Annotated in this window: 25 protein-coding genes and 1 tRNA gene; 17 read left to right on the forward strand and 9 right to left on the reverse strand. The window is 31.4% G+C overall.

Annotated elements, in window-relative coordinates; translation table 11 throughout:
• Positions 1-33: 33 nt before the first annotated feature.
• From OH806_RS13565 to OH806_RS13575, 3 genes are all read left to right on the forward strand, one after another.
• Entirely contained in the window at positions 34-1,449 is a 1,416-nt protein-coding gene (locus OH806_RS13565) for an efflux transporter outer membrane subunit (RefSeq protein WP_264744212.1), read from the forward strand.
• Between the two features lie 199 nt (positions 1,450-1,648).
• Positions 1,649-1,722, forward strand: a tRNA-Ala gene (locus tag OH806_RS13570).
• Positions 1,723-1,751: 29 nt separating this feature from the next.
• Positions 1,752-2,129: a hypothetical protein gene (locus OH806_RS13575; RefSeq protein ID WP_264744213.1), complete on the forward strand. Its 378-nt coding sequence runs from the start codon at positions 1,752-1,754 to the stop codon at positions 2,127-2,129.
• 53 nt (positions 2,130-2,182) lie between these two features.
• Here the strand turns inward: OH806_RS13575 and OH806_RS13580 are convergent, their stop codons facing one another.
• A complete protein-coding gene (locus OH806_RS13580; protein ID WP_264744214.1) occupies positions 2,183-2,830 on the reverse strand; it encodes a hypothetical protein in 648 nt (215 codons plus the stop codon).
• A 186-nt stretch (positions 2,831-3,016) separates the two neighbouring features.
• On the opposite strand from OH806_RS13580, the gene OH806_RS13585 reads away from it, so the two are divergent.
• The 14 genes from OH806_RS13585 (at position 3,017) to hisIE (ending at position 15,737) form a co-directional block, all read left to right on the forward strand.
• On the forward strand, positions 3,017-3,556 hold the full coding sequence (locus OH806_RS13585; protein WP_406567638.1) for a C40 family peptidase: 540 nt from the start codon (positions 3,017-3,019) through the stop codon (positions 3,554-3,556).
• Between the two features lie 188 nt (positions 3,557-3,744).
• A complete protein-coding gene (locus tag OH806_RS13590) occupies positions 3,745-4,557 on the forward strand; it encodes a 2,3,4,5-tetrahydropyridine-2,6-dicarboxylate N-succinyltransferase (RefSeq protein ID WP_264744216.1) in 813 nt (270 codons plus the stop codon).
• A gap of 22 nt (positions 4,558-4,579) precedes the next feature.
• On the forward strand, positions 4,580-5,755 hold the full coding sequence (locus OH806_RS13595) for a glycosyltransferase family 87 protein (protein WP_264744286.1): 1,176 nt from the start codon (positions 4,580-4,582) through the stop codon (positions 5,753-5,755).
• Positions 5,756-5,759: 4 nt separating this feature from the next.
• Complete coding sequence (locus tag OH806_RS13600) at positions 5,760-6,689, forward strand: glycosyltransferase family 2 protein (protein WP_264744217.1); 930 nt, start codon at positions 5,760-5,762, stop codon at positions 6,687-6,689.
• Positions 6,690-7,466, forward strand: coding sequence for a polysaccharide deacetylase family protein (locus OH806_RS13605; RefSeq protein WP_264744218.1), 777 nt, complete (start codon positions 6,690-6,692; stop codon positions 7,464-7,466).
• Positions 7,463-8,560, forward strand: coding sequence for a glycosyltransferase family 4 protein (locus OH806_RS13610; protein ID WP_264744219.1), 1,098 nt, complete (start codon positions 7,463-7,465; stop codon positions 8,558-8,560). Before OH806_RS13605 ends, OH806_RS13610 begins: the two co-directional genes overlap by 4 nt.
• A gap of 246 nt (positions 8,561-8,806) precedes the next feature.
• Positions 8,807-9,664, forward strand: a complete 858-nt coding sequence (gene hisG / locus OH806_RS13615) for an ATP phosphoribosyltransferase (RefSeq protein ID WP_264744220.1) — start codon at positions 8,807-8,809, stop codon at positions 9,662-9,664.
• A gap of 1 nt (position 9,665) precedes the next feature.
• Positions 9,666-10,961: a histidinol dehydrogenase gene (gene hisD, locus OH806_RS13620; RefSeq protein ID WP_264744221.1), complete on the forward strand. Its 1,296-nt coding sequence runs from the start codon at positions 9,666-9,668 to the stop codon at positions 10,959-10,961.
• Positions 10,948-11,973 carry a histidinol-phosphate transaminase gene (gene hisC / locus OH806_RS13625; RefSeq protein WP_264744222.1) on the forward strand — a complete coding sequence of 342 codons (1,026 nt, stop codon included), beginning with the start codon at positions 10,948-10,950 and terminating at the stop codon, positions 11,971-11,973. Before hisD ends, hisC begins: the two co-directional genes overlap by 14 nt.
• A gap of 4 nt (positions 11,974-11,977) precedes the next feature.
• Positions 11,978-13,072 carry a bifunctional histidinol-phosphatase/imidazoleglycerol-phosphate dehydratase HisB gene (hisB, locus tag OH806_RS13630; RefSeq protein WP_264744223.1) on the forward strand — a complete coding sequence of 365 codons (1,095 nt, stop codon included), beginning with the start codon at positions 11,978-11,980 and terminating at the stop codon, positions 13,070-13,072.
• A gap of 1 nt (position 13,073) precedes the next feature.
• A complete protein-coding gene (hisH, locus tag OH806_RS13635; RefSeq protein WP_264744224.1) occupies positions 13,074-13,652 on the forward strand; it encodes an imidazole glycerol phosphate synthase subunit HisH in 579 nt (192 codons plus the stop codon).
• Positions 13,653-13,661: 9 nt separating this feature from the next.
• The gene (hisA, locus tag OH806_RS13640) at positions 13,662-14,390 is read left to right on the forward strand and encodes a 1-(5-phosphoribosyl)-5-[(5-phosphoribosylamino)methylideneamino]imidazole-4-carboxamide isomerase (RefSeq protein ID WP_264744225.1); all 729 of its coding nucleotides are present in this window, start codon (positions 13,662-13,664) and stop codon (positions 14,388-14,390) included.
• Positions 14,391-14,400: 10 nt separating this feature from the next.
• Positions 14,401-15,153, forward strand: a complete 753-nt coding sequence (gene hisF, locus OH806_RS13645) for an imidazole glycerol phosphate synthase subunit HisF (protein WP_264744226.1) — start codon at positions 14,401-14,403, stop codon at positions 15,151-15,153.
• A complete protein-coding gene (gene hisIE / locus OH806_RS13650; protein ID WP_264744227.1) occupies positions 15,150-15,737 on the forward strand; it encodes a bifunctional phosphoribosyl-AMP cyclohydrolase/phosphoribosyl-ATP diphosphatase HisIE in 588 nt (195 codons plus the stop codon). Before hisF ends, hisIE begins: the two co-directional genes overlap by 4 nt.
• A gap of 31 nt (positions 15,738-15,768) precedes the next feature.
• On the opposite strand, the gene OH806_RS13655 is transcribed toward hisIE, so the two are convergent.
• The 8 genes from OH806_RS13655 to OH806_RS13690 form a co-directional block, all read right to left on the reverse strand.
• Positions 15,769-16,941: a M28 family peptidase gene (locus OH806_RS13655; RefSeq protein ID WP_264744228.1), complete on the reverse strand. Its 1,173-nt coding sequence runs from the start codon at positions 16,939-16,941 to the stop codon at positions 15,769-15,771.
• Positions 16,942-17,043: 102 nt separating this feature from the next.
• Positions 17,044-18,216, reverse strand: a complete 1,173-nt coding sequence (locus OH806_RS13660; RefSeq protein WP_264744229.1) for a M28 family peptidase — start codon at positions 18,214-18,216, stop codon at positions 17,044-17,046.
• Between the two features lie 103 nt (positions 18,217-18,319).
• Positions 18,320-18,664, reverse strand: coding sequence for a 50S ribosomal protein L20 (gene rplT / locus OH806_RS13665; RefSeq protein ID WP_034694451.1), 345 nt, complete (start codon positions 18,662-18,664; stop codon positions 18,320-18,322).
• Positions 18,665-18,785: 121 nt separating this feature from the next.
• Complete coding sequence (gene rpmI, locus OH806_RS13670) at positions 18,786-18,983, reverse strand: 50S ribosomal protein L35 (protein ID WP_034676300.1); 198 nt, start codon at positions 18,981-18,983, stop codon at positions 18,786-18,788.
• Positions 18,984-19,176: 193 nt separating this feature from the next.
• Positions 19,177-19,677, reverse strand: coding sequence for a translation initiation factor IF-3 (gene infC, locus OH806_RS13675; protein ID WP_264744230.1), 501 nt, complete (start codon positions 19,675-19,677; stop codon positions 19,177-19,179).
• A gap of 108 nt (positions 19,678-19,785) precedes the next feature.
• Entirely contained in the window at positions 19,786-21,705 is a 1,920-nt protein-coding gene (gene thrS / locus OH806_RS13680; protein ID WP_264744231.1) for a threonine--tRNA ligase, read from the reverse strand.
• Between the two features lie 233 nt (positions 21,706-21,938).
• Positions 21,939-22,544, reverse strand: coding sequence for a DUF4230 domain-containing protein (locus OH806_RS13685; RefSeq protein ID WP_264744232.1), 606 nt, complete (start codon positions 22,542-22,544; stop codon positions 21,939-21,941).
• A gap of 3 nt (positions 22,545-22,547) precedes the next feature.
• Positions 22,548-23,114 (reverse strand): thioredoxin family protein, encoded by a 567-nt coding sequence (locus tag OH806_RS13690; RefSeq protein ID WP_264744233.1) that lies wholly within the window; start codon positions 23,112-23,114, stop codon positions 22,548-22,550.
• Position 23,115 lies beyond the last annotated feature (1 nt).

Here is a 23,115-nt window from a genome sequence, read left to right on the forward strand (position 1 = left end):
TAATTTTTAGACTCAAATTTCTAATTAAATCAAATGAAGAGTTTATTAAATATTATAAAAGGAATAACTTTTTCAGTCACAATTCTTGCAGCTGTTTCATCTTGTATGGCTCGAAAAGAATATGAAAGACCGAATAATGTTGTTGACGAAAAGCTTTTCCGTACAGATATGCTTCCTTCAGATAGTACAAATGTTGCCAATATTTCTTGGAAAGAAATTTTCACAGATCCAATACTTCAAGGGCATATTTCTAAAGCTTTAGAAAACAATTTAGATATAAGAATTGCTCTGCAAAATATTAATTCGGCAGAAGCTTATTTAAAGCAAAGTAAAGCGGCTTATGAACCCACCATTACTGTTGGTCCCGGATATACTTTCCAGACCCAGTCTTTAAATACCCAAACCGGTAGATTATTTGGAGACAGAAGATACATCAATCAGCTTGATATTACCGCAAGTATTAGCTGGGAAGCAGATCTTTGGGGAAAACTAAAAGCTCAACAAAAAGCTCAATTGGCTACTTATTTAGGCACTGTTGCAGCTCATAAAGCTGTAAAAAGTGATCTTGTAGCTTCCATTGCCTCAGCATATTATCAATTATTAACTTTTGATTCTCAGAAGAAAATAATTACAGAAACAATTGCTGTTCGTGAAAAAAATCTAGAAACAACTAAAGCTTTAAAAGCAGCAGGAACATTAACAGAAGTCGCTGTTCAGCAGAGTGAAGCTCTTGTTTTCAATGCAAAGTCATTATTAATAGATATTGACACGCAAATTCAATTACTTGAAAACACAATGAGCCTTTTGATGGGAGAATCATCTCATACCATTGAAAGGTCAACATTGGCAAACCAAAAAGTTCCGGTTGATTTAAAACTTGGATACCCAGCTCAATTATTGGCAAACCGTCCTGATGTTATGAGAGCTGAATTTAATTTAATGAATGCCTTTGAATTAACAAATGCAGCTAAAGCTCAATTTTATCCAACTTTAAAAATTACTGGTAACGGAGGACTTCAATCAATGGACATTGATCATTTATTTAATGTAAATTCATTATTTGCAAGTGTTGTAGGAGGTTTAGCTCAACCAATTTTAAACAAAAGAGCCATTAAAACCAATTACGAAGTAAGCTTAGCCAATCAGGAAGCAGCTTATCTTAATTTTAGAAAAACCGTTCTTACCGCAGGAAAAGAGGTTTCTGACGCAATCAGGGTATTTTCTGTTCAAGATTCTTATATCAATTTAAAAAGAAAAGAACTTGAAGCCTACAAAAAATCTGTGGATTATTCACAAGAACTAGTAAATTATGGTATGGCAAATTATCTTGAGGTTTTAAATGCAAGTGTAAACTCTCTAAATGCTGAGCTTAATATTTCAAACGCTGAATACAGCAAAATGAAAGCTGCTGTAGAGCTTTATCAAGCTTTAGGCGGTGGTTGGAAATAATTATTTTTTAATTATATTTTTTCAAAAAAACGTATGCTAAATAGTATACGTTTTTTTATGTATTCGCTCTTAAAACATCTTAAAAATTGATTATCACATACATATTTTCACATCTTATTAAATAAAATTCAATAAAATATTTGTATATGTGGTTTAAATACTTACTTTTGTAGCGCTTCGGTAGTATAAAACCACAAAAGGGGGATTGGCGCAGTTGGCTAGCGCGTTTGACTGGCAGTCAAAAGGTCATGGGTTCGAATCCCATATTCTCCACTTAATTGAATTTATTTTATAAAAAGAATATGAAAAAACTTTTTTTACTTTTATTAACAGCATTTTTGTTTATCGGATGTAGTTCAGATGAAGATACAATATATGATTACATTGGAACATGGTCGGGAACTTATGAAGGTGCAGACAAAGGTAATTGGAATATCGTAGTTGCTAGTGACGGAAAAGTGACAGGAACTATGCATTCTGAAGTAAACAATGAGAATTACTATATTTCAGGTCGTCTAAGTGAATCCGGAGAGTTGAATGCTGTGGTTGGAACTCCTGATGATGGTGAATTTAAAGGTACCCTGAATAGAGATGATAAAAAAGGTAACGGAAATTGGAGAAACTCTATCCCAACACCTATTATAACTGGTACCTGGAAAGGAGAGAAAGACAAAAAATAATAAAATTTGTTACAAAATAATAAAAGCCTGTAGTTTTACAGGCTTTTACTTTTTTATATAAATCCCATTCGGGTAATTTTCCCTTCTTTTTTCAAAGCAACAAAATGAAGAATTAAATCATCTTCATCAAAATGTTTTTCAAATATTAATTCTACTTTATTTTCTAAAAAAATATTCTCTTCAAATTTTTCAACCTGATAATTTTCAAAATCAAGTTTTAAAGTAATAAACTGAACTTCATCAAATGAAAATTGTTTATCAACCTTCAAACTTTTATTCCATAAATCTGAAGAAAAAGAAACTTTATTTTCGAGATTCAGTTTAGTTCCAAATTGAAAATTTGTAAGCATAGCTTGCCCTTTTTCGGTACGCAAACCTTTCTCCACCGTTCTTTTACCTCTTTCTGAAATTGTATCTAAATCTTTTATTTCCGTCATCAGTTTTGCAAACTTCTGATAGAGTAGAGGCTCTTCCGATTCTTTGATAAACTTATCCAAAGCCAATCTTATCATTTTCCCAACTTTAGAACAATGCCCAAATTCAGAACTGTTCTGACGTACTTTTTCATAAGTCGGACTTTTCTTAAAAGCAGTTTTATTAAATCCACTTTTCTTCCGAACAATATTTTTACCATTCAGATTGTAAAAAACAAGGTCTCCAACAGCTCCCTTTATTTTAATTATACTTTCATAAGTAGCCATATTCTAAAATTGAATCCAAATATAATGATAATTAAATTAATACATTATTTTAACATATATTTATAATATAGTTGTAGTATAATACACCTATAATTTAATTATAAATTGTATATTTGCTTAATATTTAGTTAAATGAGTTAAAATCAGATGAATATGACAACTAGATTTCTGCAAAAAAAAATAAATTTGAAAAAAGTAACTGTTTTAGTAACGGCATCATTATTTGCCATTTCTTGTGGTAGTTCGAAAAATGTTGTCACAAAGAAAAAAACAGGGACTAAAACAGTTGCTAAATCTGAAAATCTGAGAAAACTAGATTCAAAATTTGATGGAAACATCTCGAAATCTATCAACAAAATTTTAAAAGACGCTGAAAAATATATCGGAACTCCTTACAAATTTGGAGGTAATACATCTTCAGGTTTCGATTGCTCCGGCTTCACAGTAAAAGTTTTTGAAGAAAATGACTATAAATTACCAAGAAGATCATCTGACCAGGCTGAAACAGGCAATAAAATAGACATTAAAGATGTAAAGCCTGGAGATCTTTTATTTTTTTCTACTGCCGGAGGTAGCAGAGTTTCTCATGTTGGGATTGTTCATGATATTGCCAATGATGGTGAAGTAAAATTTATTCACGCTTCTACTTCTAAAGGAGTAATTATTTCATCTTTAAACGAAACATATTGGAATAAAACTTATTTACATGCTCAAAGAGTATTATAATTTCTGTTACAATTATCAATCTCCAAAAACGGAAAATTTCTAAAATATTAGACTTCACTTTTGGTTTATAATTATCTTCGAAAACATTTATTAAAGGTTAATCTAAATCATTTTTCACTTCTAAAATTTCAAAAAATTTGCACAAACTTTTTGTATCTTTGGCGATATATAATTTTTAATTTAGAAACATGTCGTTACAACAAACAATTGAAAACATCTGGGATAATAGAGATTTATTGCAAAACGAAGACAGCCAAAAGGCAATTAGAGAGGTTATTTCTTTATTAGATTCTGGCGAACTTCGTGTTGCTGAACCTACAGAAAACGGATGGCAGGTAAATGAATGGGTGAAAAAAGCTGTAGTAATGTATTTCCCAATCCAGAAAATGGAAACTATTGAAGTAGGTCCGTTTGAGTTTCATGACAAAATTCCTTTAAAGAGAAATTATGCTGAAAAAGGAGTGAGAGTTGTACCTCATGCTATCGCAAGAGAAGGTTCTTTTGTTGCTTCAGGAGTTATTATGATGCCTTCTTATGTAAATATCGGAGCTTATGTAGATTCAGGAACGATGGTTGATACTTGGGCTACGGTAGGAAGTTGTGCACAAATAGGTAAAAATGTTCACTTGAGTGGAGGTGTTGGTATCGGAGGTGTATTAGAACCACTTCAGGCTGCCCCTGTAATTATTGAAGATGATTGCTTTATTGGTTCCAGATGTATCGTAGTAGAAGGTGTACATGTAGAAAAAGAAGCTGTTTTAGGAGCTAACGTTGTATTAACAGCATCTACAAAAATCATCGATGTTACAGGTGAAGAACCAATCGAAATTAAAGGAAGAGTTCCTGCTCGTTCGGTAGTAATTCCTGGAAGTTATACAAAACAATATCCAGCAGGAGAATATCAGGTTCCTTGTGCTTTGATTATTGGTAAAAGAAAAGAGTCTACAGACAAAAAAACATCTCTTAATGATGCATTAAGAGAGAATAATGTTGCTGTATAAATCAGTTTCAAACTAATACCCAATAACTTTGAAAGAAAAATTTCTTAAGATAATACTAAACCCTAAATATATATTTGGGGTTTATCTTATTGTAGCAGTTGTGACTGCTCTTTCTAAATATTTTAGAGGATATCAGGCGATTAATAATTATATGATTTTTAAAAATGTATTTTTAAATACACTTCAGGAAAGAAATCTATACTTACAATACCCTGATCTCTATTTTGATTCAAATCATTATGGTATTTTCTTCAGCCTATTGGTCGCACCTTTTGCGTTAATGCCCGATTGGCTCGGAATTTCACTCTGGAATATTGCAAATACAGCAATTTTTCTTTACGCCATTTACAAACTTCCATTTTCTAATCCTAAAAAAGCTCTTTTCGGGTTGCTTTGTTTACAGGAGTATATTACAGCAGCAATAAGTTTACAATTTAATATTGCTTTGGTTGGTTTACTTATGTTATCTGCTATTTATATTTATGAAAAAAAGGAATTAAAGTCTGTAACAGCCATCATGATAGGAATTTTTGTGAAACTTTACGGAATTGTTGGTTTATCACAGTTTTTCTTTATTAAAAATAAAACTAAATTTATTCTTTCAGGAATCATTGTCGTTATTTTATGCTTAGTTATTCCTATGATATACTCAAGTCCACAATTTGTGTTTCAAAGCTATGCAGATTGGTATCATTCATTAGCTGAAAAAAATAACAGTAACCAAGTTCTTGGAAATATGCAAGATATTTCTTTGATGGGATTTGTAAGAAGAATTTTAGGGAATGCTTCAATTTCAAATCTTACTTTTTTAGCTTTTGGAATTCCTCTATTTGCTCTTCCTTATATTAGGATAAAACAATATAAAAATTATGCCTTTCAATTAATGATTTTAGCGTCTACTTTATTGTTTTTAGTACTATTTAGTTCAGGTTCAGAATCTCCTACCTATATTATTGCAGTGGCAGGAGTCATGATTTGGTTTACATTACAAAAAGAAAAAACACCATTAATTTTGGCAATGCTTATTTTTGTAATAATACTTACATGCTTTTCTCCTTCTGACTTATTTCCAAAATTCATCAAGAAAAATTATGTCATTAAATACTCTTTAAAAGCCGTACCTTGTATTATTGTTTGGTTAAGAGTGATTTATGAACTTTTAACCAAGGATTTTGAAAAGGATTATACTTTGAATTAGTTTTATGAAGAAAATTTCCATTGTCATACCCGCATACAACGAAGAAGGTAATGTTACCCTTATTCATGAAAAAATAAAAGAAATTTTTTCGGGGTTAAAAAATTATGATTTTGAAATTATCTTCGTAAATGACGGAAGTCGTGATAATACACAAACTAAACTTGAAGAATTATCTCAGAAATATGAAGAAATTAAGTATATAGAATTTTCCAGAAATTTTGGACATCAACCTGCCGTAAAAGCCGGGATGGATAATGCCAAAGGAAACGCTGTTATTTCGATGGATGGAGACCTTCAGCATCCACCAGAATTGATACCTAAAATGATAGAAAAATGGGAAGAAGGCTATGATATCGTTTTTACCATTAGAACTTATCCTAAACAAATATCAATTTTTAAGAGAAAAACATCCGACTTTTTCTATAAAATTTTATCCAGTTTATCAGATGTAAATCTTACAAAAGGTGGAGGTTCAGACTTTAGACTCATGGATGCCAATGCAGTAGAAGTGATGAGAAATTTTAAAGAAGATGACTTATTTTTGCGTGGACTTACAAGTTGGATGGGCTTCAAACAAACAGGAATTGAATTTACCGCTTCTGAAAGAGCTTCAGGAGAAAGTAGTTATAACCTAAAAAAAATGCTCACTTTTGCGTTTACAGGTATTACTTCATTTAGTGTAAAGCCTCTTTATATTGCAGCTTATTTAGGCTTTCTATTATCAGGATTATCAGTTTTTGGATACATTTCCTATGTGATTTATGCCTTTGTTGTAAAGACAGAAATTTCAGGATGGGCATCATTAATTATGACTATAGTATTTTTTGGAGGTCTTCAACTTATTATGTTAGGAATTATCGGTATTTACTTGGGTAAAATATTCAAACAGGTGAAAGAAAGACCCAATTATATTATTAAAAATAAAAATTTTTAAATGATTTTATTAAGTTTTGATATCGAAGAATTTGATATGCCTTTAGAATATAAGGGTGAAATTCCCTTTGATAGACAAATCTCAATATCACAAAACGGACTTGAAAATATTTTAAATATTCTCAAAAAACATAATGCAAAAGCTACATTTTTTTCAACAGTAGTTTTTGCAGAAAACAGCAAACATCTTATTGAAAGATTATTAAATGAAGGTCATGAATTGGCTTCTCATACATGGTTTCATTCAGAGTTTGAGGAAAAACATTTACAGGAATCTAGAGAAAAGTTAGAAGAATTATTTTCTACCAAAGTTATAGGTTTGCGAATGCCAAGAATGATGTCTGTAAGTAAAAAAGCTGTTGAAAATGCAGGATATACTTACAATTCATCTATTAATCCTACGTTTCTGCCAGGAAGATATAACAATCTGAAAGTCTCAAGAACCTATTTTAAAGAAGGAAAAGTAACACAAATTCCGGCTTCGGTTTCTCCGAATTTCAGAATTCCGTTATTTTGGCTAAGTTTCCATAATTTCCCACTGTTTTTTTATAAAAAATTGGCTTCAAATGTAATAAAAAAAGATAATTATCTAAATGTTTATTTCCATCCTTGGGAATTTTCGGATATTAAAGATGAAGCCTTTAAATTACCTGGTTTTACTGTGAAAAATACGGGAAAAGATATGATAAAAAGGTTTGATGAGTTTGTAGGATGGCTTAAAAGTAAAAATCATACCTTCGGAACTTTTCAGGAATTTCAAAAACAAATTACACTATGAAAATTGCATTTGATGCAAAGCGTTTTTTTCACAATACATCTGGTTTAGGCAACTATTCTAGAGATTTGGTGAGAATACTTTCAGAATACTATCCTGAAAATGAATATGTTTTATTAAACAAAAATAAATCTGAAAGAGGAAAAGATATTCTTGAAAAATCTAACGTTCATTTTATTGCCACTTCCAAAGGAAATATGTCTCGACAATTGAAAATGGGAAAAGATGCACAACGAGAAAATGCAGATATTTTTCATGGTTTATCTGGAGAATTACCTTTAAGATGGAACAAAAAACCAATAAAAAAAATTGTTACAATCCATGATTTAATATTCATGAGATTTCCTCAATATTACTCATTTTTTGACCGTAAAATTCACTTTTGGAAATTCAAAAAAGCAGCACATCTTGCTGATGAAATTATTGCTATTTCTGAACAGACTAAAAAAGATATTATTCATTATTTAAAAGTTCCTGAGAGGAAAATAACCGTTGTTTATCAAGGTTGTCACAAAGCTTTTAAAGAAAAACAATCTGATGATTTTATAAAAAAAACAAAGGAAAAATTTCATCTCCCGGAAAGATTCATTCTAAATGTAGGAACCATTGAAGAAAGAAAAAACCTGTTGAGTGTCGTAAAAGCTATTAAAGATACTGATATTCCTTTGGTTGTAGTGGGGAAAAAAACAAAATATTTTAAAAAAATTGAGCAATTTATCCATAAAAATAAAATGGAAAAACAAGTTCAGTTTCTTGAAGGAATTTCGATGGATGAACTTGCTGTTTTATACAAACTTGCTGATATTTTTATCTATCCAAGTTTCTTTGAAGGGTTCGGAATTCCTGTGATAGAAGCCCTTTTCTCAAAAACTGTAACCATTACGAGTAATACAAGTTGCCTACCTGAAGCTGGAGGTCCCAATTCGGTTTATGTTGACCCAAAAGATTATTTGGATATTCAATCAAAAATAAAGTTTTTATGGGATAACGAAGCCGAAAGAAAACGTCGTGCTGAAAAGAGTTTTGAGTTTGTTCAGAAATTTAATGACAAGCTTATTTCAAACAACTTAATGAAAATTTATCAAAAAAATAATTAAAAAATTGTTTTTAGTTTAAAATTTTATTCTACATTTGTATCACAAATTTCAACAATGAAACCGAATTTTTTAACAGTACATCATTATCATCATTATCTCTGCTAAGACGGAAATGATTGATATATACCTATGTTAAAAATCAAAATAATCAAAACCGTCTGAGTAAATAGACGGTTTTTTTGTTTCTTATAATTCCTTAGAAATTTTTTAATCAAACTTTCATTTACTCAGACTAATTAAAAAGAAATGAGTAAATTAAAAATTGCAATTCAAAAAAGCGGAAGACTTTACGAAGACTCTTTACAACTCTTGAAAGACTGTGGAATTTTTGTAAATAACGGAAAAGACCAGCTTAAAGTTTCTGTAGAAAATTTTCCAATGGAAATCATGTACTTGAGAAACTCCGATATCCCTCAATATCTGGAAGACGGAGTAGTAGATATTGCTATTGTAGGAGAAAATTTATTAATAGAAAAGCAAAAAAAAATTGAAATTATTCAGCAACTGGGATTTTCAAAATGTAGAGTTTCTTTGGCTGTTCCCAAAGAAATAGAAACCAATAACTTAGAATATTTTCAAGGCAAAAAAATAGCCACTTCTTACCCGAATACACTAAAAAACTTCCTTGAAAAGAATAATATTTCAGCTGAAATTCACATTATATCTGGTTCTGTAGAAATTGCTCCAAACATTGGTCTTGCAGACGGTATTTGTGACATTGTAAGTTCAGGAAGTACATTATTCAAAAACGGCTTGAGAGAAACCGTAACCTTATTAAAATCCGAAGCGGTTTTAGCCAAAACTTCGAAATTGAAAGATGAAAAAATTAAGATTCTGGAAAAATTTTTATTCAGAATTAAAGCTGTTTTAAAGGCAAAAAATTCAAAATATATTTTGATGAATATTCCTAATGAAAAAATTCAGGACATATCAAAAGTTCTGCCTGTTCTTAAAAGTCCGACTGTAATTCCTTTAGCAGAAGAGGGTTGGAGCAGCATTCATTCTGTAATTGATGAATTCAGGTTTTGGGACGTTATAGACGAACTCAAAGAAAAAGGTGCACAAGATATTTTAATAATTCCAATCGATAAAATGGTCATTTAATATGCTAATCAATAAATATCCCCAAAAAGAAGAATGGGCGAATCTCGTACAACGTCCAACTTTGAAAAGAGAAGAAATTTCAAAAACTATAGAAGATATCTTTACTAAAGTTCAAAAAAATGGAGATCAGGCTCTCATCAACTTTAATAAAAAATTTGATAATATTGAGATTCAAGACATTGAAGTTTCAGAAAATGAAATTATTAAAGCTGAAAAACTTATTACCGAGGATTTAAAAAAAGCGATTCAACAAGCAAAAGAAAATATCACCAAATTTCATGCTTCACAAATTGTTGATATTCAAAAAATAGAAACAACAAAAGGTGTTATTTGTTGGCGAGAAAACAGAGCTATTGAAAAAGTAGGTATTTATATTCCCGGAGGAACGGCACCTTTATTTTCCACCGTTTTAATGTTAGCGATTCCTGCTCAATTGGCAGGTTGCAAAGAAGTCATTCTTTGTTCTCCACCCGACAAAAACGGAAATATTAACCCTGCAATTCTCTACACCGCTCAACTTTGTGGTGTTACTAAAATCTTCAAAACTGGTGGAGCTCAAGCCATTGCAGCCATGACTTTCGGAACAGAAAGTATTCCAAATGTTTATAAAATTTTTGGTCCGGGAAATCAATATGTGGTTGCAGCTAAGGAATTTGCTCAAAATTACGGAGTTGCAATTGATATGCCTGCAGGACCAAGTGAAGTTCTGGTTATAGCAGATGAACAAGCCAATCCTGATTTTTGCGCAGCAGATTTGCTCTCACAAGCAGAACATGGAAGTGATAGTCAGGTAATTTTTCTTTCAACAGATAACGATATTTTTAATCAAACTATTGAAGAAGTAAACCAACAAATTAAAGCTTTACCAAGAAATGAATTTGCTAAAAATGCTTTGAAAAGCAGTCACTTTATTCTGATAAATACAATTGAGGAAGCTATCGACTTTAGCAATATTTATGCTCCTGAACACTTAATTCTTGCTGTAGAAAATTTTGAAAATTATATTCCTTTTATCCAAAATGCAGGTTCTGTTTTTCTCGGAAATTATTCATGTGAAAGTGCGGGAGATTATGCAAGCGGAACCAATCATACTTTGCCAACCAACGGCTTTGCTAAAAACTATAGCGGAGTTTCATTAGATAGTTTTGTGAAGAAAATTACTTTTCAAAATTTATCAAAAGAAGGAATTCAAAATTTAGGAAAAACTATCGAAATAATGGCTGAAGCCGAAGGTTTAACCGCTCACAAAAATGCAGTTTCAATCCGTTTAAAACAATTAGAAAATGACAAAAAATAGCAACAAAAATTTAGTAAGGAAAAACATTTTAGGTTTGCAGCCTTACATCAGTTTCAGAGATAACAATGAGTTTAATTCGCCTGTTTTGTTGGATGCAAACGAAAGTCCTTTTGGAAAATTCAATCGTTATCCTGATTCTACTCAAAAAAAATTAAAAGAAAAATTATCTCAATTTAAAAACATACCTCCTAATCAAATTGCTGTTGGGAACGGAAGTGATGAATTGATTGATTTAATTATTAAAGTTTTTTGCGAACCAAAAGTAGATTCAATCTTAATGATGAATCCTTCATTTGCGATGTACGGATTTTATGCATCTATTAATGAAAATAACGTTATAAAGCTAGATTTAGATAACAATTTTGAAATTAATAAAAAAGATTTCTTGAAGGTTACGAAAGATTTTAAATTAAAAGTTTTCTTTCTATGCTCTCCTAATAATCCAACGGGAAACAGCATAGAAGAAATTGAGTTTTATATTCAAAATTTCAATGGAATTATTGTCGTAGACGAGGCATACATCGAGTTTTCACAACAAAATTCATGTTTAGACTTGATTGACAAATATCCGAACCTTATTGTCCTCCAAACTTTCTCAAAAGCATGGGGAAAGGCGGGAGCCAGAGTAGGCATTGCTTACGCTTCAGAGGAAATTATACAGTTAATTAACTTGGTAAAAGCACCTTACAATGTCAATTCCTTGAGTCAGGAACTGATTATTGATTGTCTTGAAAATGCTGATGAATGTAATGAAAATATTAAAAATATTCTAGCTGAAAGAGAATGGCTTGAAAAAGAACTAAAAACAATTTCTTGCATTCAAAAGATTTTTCCTACAGATGCCAATTTCTTTCTGATTGAATTTAATGATGTTGAAAAAGTCTATACTGAATTACTTAAAAACGAAATTTTGACAAGCAAAAGAACCCCCTCAATTTCGAATTGTATCAGATTAAATGTGGGAAGTAGAAAAGAGAATGAACAACTTCTAAATATTCTCCAAAATATCTAATCTTATGAAAAAAGTACTATTTATAGACCGAGATGGAACTTTGATTATTGAACCTCCAACAGATTTTCAGGTTGATTCTTTGGAAAAATTAGAGTTTTATCCTAAAGTTTTTCAAAATCTTTCAAAAATCGCTAAAGAACTGGATTATGAGTTGGTTATAGTAACTAATCAAGATGGTTTAGGAACGAAAAGTTTTCCTTACGAAAATTTCATAAAGCCACACGAAAAAATGCTCAAAGCCTTCGAAAATGAAGGAATTATTTTTGAGGATATTTTAATTGACCGAAGTTTTGAACACGAAAATTTACCTACCCGAAAACCAGGAGTTGGATTACTTGGAAAATACATTTACGGAGATTACGATTTAGAAAACTCATTTGTAATAGGAGACAGGGTAACTGATATTCTGTTGGCTAAAAATTTAGGTTCAAAAGCTATTTTTATTAATTCAGTTCAAAATAAAGAAGCAGAATTTACAACTGAATGTTGGGAAGATATTTATCAATTTTTAAAACAAATTCCAAGAAAAGCCAAAGTTTCAAGAAAAACCAATGAAACTGATATTGAAATTGAAGTTAATCTTGATGGTAAAGGAAATTCAGAAATATCTACAGGTTTGAATTTCTTCGACCACATGCTTGAACAAATTTCAAAACACGGAAATTTAGATTTAAAAATTAAAGTGAATGGAGATTTGCAGGTTGACGAACATCACACGATTGAAGATACAGGGATAGTTTTGGGAGAAGCAGTTTTAAAAGCACTAGGAAAGAAAAAAGGAATTGAAAGGTATGGTTTTCTACTTCCAATGGATGATTGCCTTTCTCAAGTTGCTCTGGATTTTGGAGGCCGACCTTGGCTCGTTTGGGATGTTGATTTTAAAAGAGAAAAAATTGGTGACTTGCCTACAGAAATGTTTTTCCATTTTTTTAAATCTTTTACCGATTCGGCGAAATGTAATCTCAATATAAAATCAGAAGGCGAAAATGAGCACCATAAAATTGAATCTATTTTCAAAGCATTTGCCAAAGCCATTAAAATGGCAGTAAAACAAACCGATACTAATTTCAATTTGCCTTCTACAAAAGGAAGTTTATAAAATGATAGCAATTATAAAGTACAACGGAGGAAATGTAAATTCAGTCCAAAATGCATTAAACAGACTTAATGTAAAATCAATCGTTACAGATGATTTTGAACTTATTCAAAAAGCCGATAAGGTAATTTTCCCTGGTGTTGGAGAAGCTTCTTCAACAATGAATCTTTTGAAAGAAAAAGGCTTGGACTTGCTTATTCCTTCTTTACAGCAACCCGTTTTGGGAATATGCTTGGGTATGCAATTGATGTGTAAAGATAATGAAGAAGGAAATACTACAGGATTAGGAATTTTTGATATTAAAGTACGAAAATTTCCAGCAAAAAATATTGTTCCACACATGGGCTGGAATACTATTTCAAATTATCAATCTTCTTTATTTTGCAATGTTGAAGATAAAAGTGATGTATATTTTGTGCACAGTTATTATTGCGAATTGTCTGAAAATACTACTTCTGTATGTGACTATATTTTGCCTTTTAGTGCCTCATTACAGAAAGATAATTTCTTTGCAATGCAGTTTCACCCAGAAAAATCAGGAAAAATTGGAAGTGAATTGCTCAATAATTTTTTAAAACTTTAAATATTAAATATGAAAATTATTCCTGCCATAGATATTATTGACGGAAAATGCGTTCGTTTGTCAAAAGGGGATTATGACACAAAGAAAATATATAATGAAAATCCTGTAGAAGTTGCCAAAAAATTTGAAAGTTTCGGAATTAAATTTCTTCATCTCGTAGATTTAGATGGTGCTAAATCAAAACATATTGTTAACCAAAAAGTATTGGAAAATATTGCTAAAGAAACTTCATTGCAAATAGATTTTGGAGGTGGTTTAAAAACAAAAAATGATATTGAAATCGCCTTCAATTCCGGAGCTAACCAAATTACCATTGGAAGTATTGCCGTTCAAAACCCAGAATTTTGCTATGATATCATAGAGAAATATAGTTCGGATAAAATTATTCTGGGAGCTGATTGTGATAACAGAAAAATAAAAACATCGGGTTGGCTTGAAGAGACTGACAAAGATTTGATTGACTTCATTCTTGAATATAAAAACAAAAAAATAGAAAATGTTATTTGTACCGATATTTCTAAAGACGGAACGTTGCAAGGTCCTTCAACAGATTTATACAAAGATATTTTAAGCAAAACCTCAATTAATTTAATAGCCAGCGGAGGGATTTCTAATATTGATGATGTCTACGAAATGCAAAAAATTGGTTGTTCAGGAACAATTATAGGAAAGGCAATCTATGAAGGTAAAATCAATATGAAAGAACTTCAAGATTTTATTGAAAAGACTCTCATCTAAAACAAACAAAATGCTTAAAAAAAGAATTATTCCTTGCTTGGATATCAAAGACGGAACAACCGTAAAAGGGGTTAATTTTGAAGATCTTATAAACGCTGGAAACCCTATAAAATTGGCCAAGAAATATGAAAAAGACGGAGCCGATGAACTCGTTTTTTTAGATATTACGGCAACGATAGAAAAGAGAAAAACGTTCGTAGAATTGGTAAAAGATATTGCCAAAGAATTGAGTATTCCTTTCACCGTTGGTGGCGGAATTTCTTCCATCGAAGACGTTAGAAAATTATTGGAAGCTGGAGCCGATAAAATTAGCATTAATTCTTCTGCGGTTAAAAATCCACAATTAATAAAAGATCTTTCTAATGAATTTGGCAGTCAATGTGTGGTTGTTGCAATTGATACAAAATTGGTTGACGGAATAGATTGGGTTCACATCAAAGGAGGAAGAGAAATTACCAATTATAAAACAATAGATTGGGCTAAAAAAGCTGAAGAATTGGGAGCTGGAGAAATTCTCTTAACCTCAATGGACGGAGATGGAACCAAAAAAGGCTTTGATCTTCGGGTGACAAAACTCGTTTCTGAAAATGTAAATCTTCCTATTATTGCTTCCGGAGGAGCAGGAAATACCAAAGATTTTGAAGATGTTTTTTCACAAACAAAGGCAACAGGAGCTTTAGCTGCAAGTATTTTCCATTTTGGAGAAATATCGATTTCTGAATTAAAACAACAACTAAAACAACAAAAAATTTCCATACGATGAAACCCAATTTTAATAAATCAAACGGATTAATTCCTGTAATTATTCAGGATGAAGCAACTTTACAAGTTTTGATGCTTGGCTATATGAATGAAGAGGCTTTTGAAAAAACTAAAAAAGAGAGTATTGTAACCTTTTACAGCCGTTCAAAAGAAAGACTTTGGACAAAAGGTGAAGAATCCGGGAGTTTTTTGAAAGTAAAAAGTATTCAGATTGATTGTGATAATGACACCATTTTAGTTAAAGTACAACCCAAAAATATTGTATGTCATACAGGCAGTTTTAGTTGTTTTGGAGAAAAGGAAAACAAAGGTTTTCTTTATGAATTAGAGCAAAAAATCTCACAAAGAATCAACGATAAAACAGAAAACTCTTACACTTATTCTTTATATCAAAGAGGGATAAATAAAATGGCTCAAAAAGTAGGAGAGGAAGCCGTGGAGCTCGTGATTGAAGCAAAAGACAATAATGATGAACTTTTCAAAAATGAATCTGCAGACTTATTGTATCATTTTTTAGTTTTATTGAAAGCCAAAAACTTTTCATTAGAAGATATTGAACAGGTATTAAAAAATAGGGTTCAATAAAAAAGCAGTCCCAACAAAGACTGCTTTTTATTTATTTTTCAATTAATATTTTTCGAACAATTTTTTCTGAACCAATAGTAATTATTCCTAAATACGCTCCGTTGGTTACCCCTGAAACACTAATTTTTGATTCATTGTTTTTCTGTAATAAAACTCGCCCTGAAAGATCCGTTAATTCAAATCTAAAATTTTTAACCTTAGAATCAGGAATATCAATATTCAAAATATCTTTTACAGGATTAGGAAAAATATTGGTAGACTCCAACTTTCCGGTTTTTGTTTCATTTACTCCCAAAGTAGAAGTAGCAACGGCAAAATGTTGTATTGCGCCTAAAGAAGCCTTTCCTATATTAAAAATATATACGGGATCTGTATTGGCAAAAGTATCATTTACTGTATGAGGATAGCTGCTTCTTATTTTTTCAAAATATCCTGTAATTACTTCTCCTTTAGCTTCAAATGGCATATAATCAGTAGATTCTGCAGGATCAATATCCGTCAATAACGGAGAATAAAGCTGTGTACAAGTTACCAGTTCTTGAGTAACTGCGGCCGAAGCAGCATTATTACTTGAGTTCCCACCTAAATCCTGATCACAGTAAACTGTATTATTGTTATTACCCATTTTACCACCAACCTGGTCAAGATTGAATACCAACTTTATATCCAAAACTCTATTTGAACCTTGATAAGCTACATTATTAGCATAATGATAACTCCCTTTTAAACCTTGTTCTTCACCAGAAAAATGAATAAATTTAATAGAATACTCAGTAGGAACATCCTTTAAAATTCTTGCAGCTTCCAAAATAATAGATGTTCCACTGCCATTGTCATTAACTCCGGGACCGACAACACTATCAAAATGTCCGCAAACAATAACATATTTATTAGGATAAACTGTTCCTGTCTTGGTTATAATTAAATTTTTAGAACTCGTACTTCCAAAAGTGAAAGGATCTTCTTCTATCTGACTCGCTGAATATCCATAAGAAAGATATTTATTTTTAATCCAATTCAAGGTATTGGCATTGGCAACAGAACCGGTAGTTTTCACCCCTAAATTACTAAACTCTTGTAAGTTAGTTGTAATATTAGTCTGTGTCACCATATTAGCTCTATCCTGATAAGCCTGTTTAAAAGTTTGAGCATTTATATTTAAAATTATTAAAGAAAACAGCAACGAAATAGTAATTTTTTTCACTTTTATTATATTTTTTATCTTTTTATTAATATAACAAATTTAATAATAAAAAAATCCTAAGCAAGTACTTAGGATTAATTATCATCAAATAATAATGAAAATTTATTTTTCTATAATTATTTTTTTTGTCACTATATCTTTATCTGTCTTTATTGTACACAGATAATTTCCATTTTGAAGATTTGAAACACTTAGTCTTGTTTCGTTTTCAGCTTTTAATAATGTTCTGCCAGCCATATCAATAAGTTCCACAGAAAACTGCTTTACATTATCTGGCAAATCAATATTTAAGAAATCTTTTGTTGGGTTCGGGTAAACATTTGCAGACTCTAAAGAAATTGCTTGTGTTTCATTTACTTTTAAAATAGTAGTCGAAGCAACCGCAAAATGCTGGAGAGCTCCTACAGCAGCTTTACCAACGTTAAAAACATAAGTCGGATCAACATTAGCAAAAGTATCATTTACCGTATGTTCTACATTGCTTGGTGTATTTTCATAAAATCCGGTAATAATTTCGCCATTTTCTTCAAAAGGCATATAATCTGATGAGTATGCATTAGACATCACTGTTTGAAGTGGAGAATACAAAGCAGTACAAGTCGCCAATTGTTGTGTAATTGCTAATGAAGCAGCATTATTACTTGATAGACCGCCTTGATCACTTTCACATTTTATTTTATCATTTGTATTTCCTAATCTTCCTCCAACTTGGTCCAAGTTGAAAACAAGTTTAACATTCATTACACGAGTCCCGTTTTGAAAAACCACATTGTTTGCGTAATGATCACTACCATACAAACCTTGTTCTTCCCCTGAAAAATGAATAAATTTGATGGAGTATTCTGTTGGCACATCTTTTAAAATTCTTGCAGCTTCCAAAATGATAGATGTTCCGCTTCCGTTATCATTTACTCCTGGTCCTACAATCGTATCAAAGTGACCACAAATTATAACATATGTATTAGGATATACAGTTCCTGTCTTCGTTACAATTAAATTTTTAGAACTTGTGCTTCCAAAAGTAAAAGGATCTTCCTGAATCTGACTTATAGCATATCCCATTGCTGTATATTTATCTTTAAGCCAGTTAAAAGCAGTTGTATTTTGTGTTGTTCCTGTTTTTTTTATTCCCATATTACCAAACTCCTGTAAATAAGTAGTAATATTTGGCTGTGAAACTTGGTTGGCTCTATTTTGATAAGCTTGAATAAAAGATTGTGCCTGTAGACCAAAACTTGTTAATGAAAAGAGTAGAAGTGTAGTAATTTTTTTCACTTTGAAGGGGAATTTTAAATATTCAGTAAATTTTAGCAAATGTAAATAATAAAAAAATCCCGAGCAAAAAACTCGGGACTATATTGATAACAAAAATTCTACATTATTTTACTTGATCTACAACAGCTTTGAAAGCTTCAGGGTGATTCATTGCTAAATCTGCTAAAACTTTTCTGTTAAGCTCAATGTTGTTCTTTTTAAGAGCTCCCATAAATTGAGAGTAAGACATTCCGTGCTCTCTAGTTCCTGCGTTGATACGCGTGATCCAAAGTGCTCTGAAATTTCTTTTCTTCTCTTTTCTACCACGGTAAGCATATTGCATTGCTTTTTCTACCGCGTTTTTAGCTACAGTCCAAACATTCTTTCTTCTTCCGAAAAAACCTTTAGCTTGCTTAAAAATTTTCTTTCTGCGAGCTCTTGAAGCTACGGCATTTACTGATCTTGGCATAATTTAAATTGTTTTTTTGAAATGTGCGGCAAACTGTTTCATTACACTTAGGTGCACCATTTCAGGGTTAAAATTTTGAATTGTTTTGAATTCTTATAAACCGAATATAGATTTATAAAAACTACTTAATTGCTAATTGACGTTGAACACTTTTCTCGTCCACTTTAGCTACGTAAGAAGTAGTAGTAAGATTTCTCTTCTGCTTAGTTTCTTTCTTAGTTAAGATGTGGCTTTTGTAAGCATTTTTTCTTTTGATCTTACCAGTTCCAGTAAGAGCAAAACGCTTTTTAGCACCTGATTTCGTTTTTAATTTTGGCATTGTTTTGCTTTTTTATGTTTTGTTATCAATATAAGCATGCAAAGATAGGAAAAATATAAATATATTTTTCACTTCATTAGACAATTATTTATCTAAAATTCTATCTTTTGATATTCTCATGTAATATGAAAAACAAAAACCTCAAAAAATTTTGAGGTTTATATTATAGTTGACGAAAAAACGTCAAATTTACTTATTTAGCTGGTTTTTTAGGACTCATCATCATGATCATTCTCTTACCTTCAAGTTTAGGCAATTGGTCTACTTTTCCTACATGCTCTAGTTCCTGAGCTAGTTTTAAAAGAAGAATTTCTCCCTGATCTTTAAAGATAATTGAACGTCCTTTAAAAAATACGTAGGTTTTTAGTTTTGAACCTTCTTCTAAGAATTTCTCGGCATGTTTTTTCTTAAATTCATAGTCGTGTTCATCAGTCTGAGGTCCGAAACGGATTTCTTTCACAACTACTTTTACTTGTTTTGCCTTAAGTTCCTTCTGTTTTTTCTTTTGCTCGTATAAAAACTTTTTATAGTCTAATACTCTTGCAATGAATGGTTCGGCCTTATCGGAAATCACTACTAAATCCAATTCTTGTTCTGTAGCAATTTGTCTTGCTTTATCAATTGGATAAACTCCCGGCTCTACGTTGTCTCCCACCAAACGAAGCTCTCTCACACGAATTTTATCGTTGATCAAGTGAGCGTCCTCTTGTGCAGGACGTCTTTGTGGGCCCCTGTTGTTAAATCTTTGTGCTATTGTCTTAAATTTTATTGGTTAACTTTCTTATTTACAGCTCAATTTTAATTATATCGCTGCTTCATTTTTAAAATAATTGACGAAATCTTCTATGCTCATCACTCCAAGATCTCCTTCTCCACGTCTTCTTACAGAAATTGTGCCATCATTTTGCTCATTTTCACCGACTACCAACATGAATGGAATCTTATTTAATTCTGCATCACGAATCTTTTTACCCGTCTTCTCATTTCTATCATCAATCTGACCGCTAATATCGTGATTTTCTAAAAATTGTGAAACTTTTTTTGCATAATCTACATATTTTTCACTGATTGGAAGAATGATAAACTGATCAGGGCTTAACCAAAGAGGGAAGTCACCTGCAGTATTTTCAAGTAGAATTGCAATAAAACGCTCCATAGAACCAAATGGTGCTCTGTGAATCATTACAGGTCTATGTTTTTCATTATCATTTCCTATGTAGTGAAGATCAAACCTTTCTGGTAAGTTATAATCAACCTGAATAGTTCCAAGTTGCCATTTTCTACCTAGGGCATCCTTCACCATGAAATCAAGTTTTGGACCATAGAATGCTGCCTCACCATATTCAACAACAGTTTTCAAATTTTTGTTTTTTGCTGCTGTGATAATTGCGTTCTCTGCTTTTTCCCAGTTCTCATCAGAACCGATATATTTATCTCTGTTTTCAGGATCTCTTAATGAAACCTGAGTTACAAAATCTTCAAAACCTAAAGATCTGAAAACGTACAATACCAAATCAATCACCGCTTCAAACTCTCCCAACAACTGATCCGGAGTACAGAAAAGATGGGCATCATCCTGAGTAAATCCACGAACTCTTGTTAATCCGTGAAGTTCTCCACTTTGTTCATATCTATAAACTGTTCCGAATTCTGCATATCTTTTCGGTAAATCTCTATAACTCCATTGTGAAGTTTTATAAATTTCACAGTGATGAGGACAGTTCATTGGTTTCAGCATAAATTCTTCTCCCTCATTAGGAGTTTTAATAGGCTGAAAGCTGTCTGCTCCATATTTATCCCAGTGACCTGAAGTTACATATAATTCTTTAGCTCCAATATGAGGAGACATTACAAATTCATATCCTCCTTTTTTCTGAGCAGCAGAAAGGAAATTCTCTAATTTTCTTCTTAGAGCTGTACCTTTTGGCAACCATAGGGGTAAACCTGCACCTACTTTTTCAGAAAAAGCAAAAATACCTAACTCTTTACCTAATTTTCTATGGTCTCTTCTTTTTGCTTCTTCTAATCTTTCAAGATATTCTGTTAATTCTTTTTGCTTAGGGAAAGAAATACCATATACTCTTGTTAATTGAGGATTTTTCTCATTTCCTCTCCAATAAGCACCAGCTGCATTCAAAACTTTAAAAGCTTTTACAATACCTGTATTGGGGATATGACCTCCACGACATAAATCTGTAAAATTATCATGAGTTACAAAAGTAATTTCTCCATCATTAAGGTTAGAAATAAGCTCTATCTTATATGGATTATCTGCATATACTTTTAATGCTTCTTCTTTAGAGACAGGATATAATGAGAAAGTTGAGCCTTTTTTAGCATTTTCCAATACTTTTTTCTCTATTTTCTCGAAATCTTTTTCAGATAAACTTTCGTCACCGAAATCTACATCATAATAGAATCCGCTTTCAATTGCAGGACCTATCGTCAACTTAGCATTAGGATAAAACTCAAGGATAGCCTGTGCCAAAAGGTGGGCAGAAGAATGCCAGAATGCTTTCTTTCCAAGATCATCATTCCAAGTCAATAATTGTACTGTAGAATCCGTGGTGATAGGCGTGGTCGTCTCTACTTGTTTGTCATTAACAACTGCGGAAATGGTATTTCTAGCCAATCCCTCGCTTATAGATTTTGCCACATCTAGCGGAGTAACTCCTGCTTCGAATTCTTTGACACTATTGTCTGGAAGTGTAATTTTTATCATTTTTTACTAAGAAATTTTTAAGTTGCAAAAATAGGCATTTTTTGAATAATATACTATATTTTAGAGTATATTTGACCTGAGATTTAATACTAAACAAACCGGCTCAATTGTTTTTTTAACTATTTCACCAAATCTTTTTCATAAATCAGATCAGATTCTTATTCTATACTCCAAAAAAAATTCCACCTCATCAAGAGACAGAATCTTTTTTTTCGAATTTTTATACTTAAAACTTATAACCCTAAAACACCTAATTTTCCTGTTTGGTCTTCGATGGTATAATTCAGAGCTTTTGCCAAAACAAAAATATTATTAAGGTTTTCCATTAGCTGCTTCCGTCCCTCATCTCTCAATCTATTTTGATCAATAGATTTCATTGCAGCGTCTTTTGCTTTTTGAGTAACGTTTTTTATGTCTTTTTCTGAAATTCTGTTAATAAATGAGTCATCCATAGACTGAATCTCAACGCTTGGAGTAATTCTTATATCTGCATTTGGCAATTCTGTAATGATTAATTTTTTATTAATAGAATCTACCTCAATTTTCATTTTATTTAAATCATAAGAAACCTGAGCATTTGTTTTAGTATAAGTGATAATACTATTACTTGATACTTCTTTCCCTAAAAACTCAATGCCCATCTTCGTTTTCTGCATTGAAGATGTATTTTGCTCCAAAACCACCATCTTATTCATTTTAGAAATCTGATTAGTCAATATATAATAATCTGACTTTTCATTTTTCCCTCCTATGTTCAGGCAAGATTTAAGTCCAAAAAACAGAAGCACCATAAAAATAGCCCCTGCAAAAAACGGTATAATAGTTTTATAATTTCTCAATATTTACTTTTTGAATATTTCTTTAAAAACAGATGAATCATCTTTTTTAAGGATATCAACCAAATCCCTTTCAATATATCCGGTTTTCGGCATCTCTATAATTCTTCCAAGTTCTTTTCCGTATTTTTCAACAATAATAGTCGGAACCTTCTGAATATTATAAAGCCCTTCATCTCCTGTAGGAGATTCTTTTTTACGATTAACGGCAATGATTGTAAGCTTATTTTCAGGATATTTTAACTCTTCCAAAATTTTCATCAATCTTGGAAAATCTCTGTGACTATCTTCACACCAAGTACCCATGAAAACCACAAGATTATAAGAATTAATCTTCGCTTTTTTCAATTCAGCTATTGCTTTTTGGTCAATTGCATATTCATCACGCTCTTTCACATACCAATCTGCGTAAGGTTCTTTTAGAAACTGTTCTTTCAACTGATGTCCCAAAAGCATTTTACCATCATTTGTAGTTTCAACTTCACGGTTTACTACTACTTTTTGAGCATTCAATTGTTGAGATGCCAAGAATAAAGCTGAAACAGCAATGATATTTGTAATAAATTTTTTCATA

The organism is Chryseobacterium oryctis (assembly GCF_025971925.1).
Lineage (GTDB): Bacteria > Bacteroidota > Bacteroidia > Flavobacteriales > Weeksellaceae > Chryseobacterium > Chryseobacterium oryctis.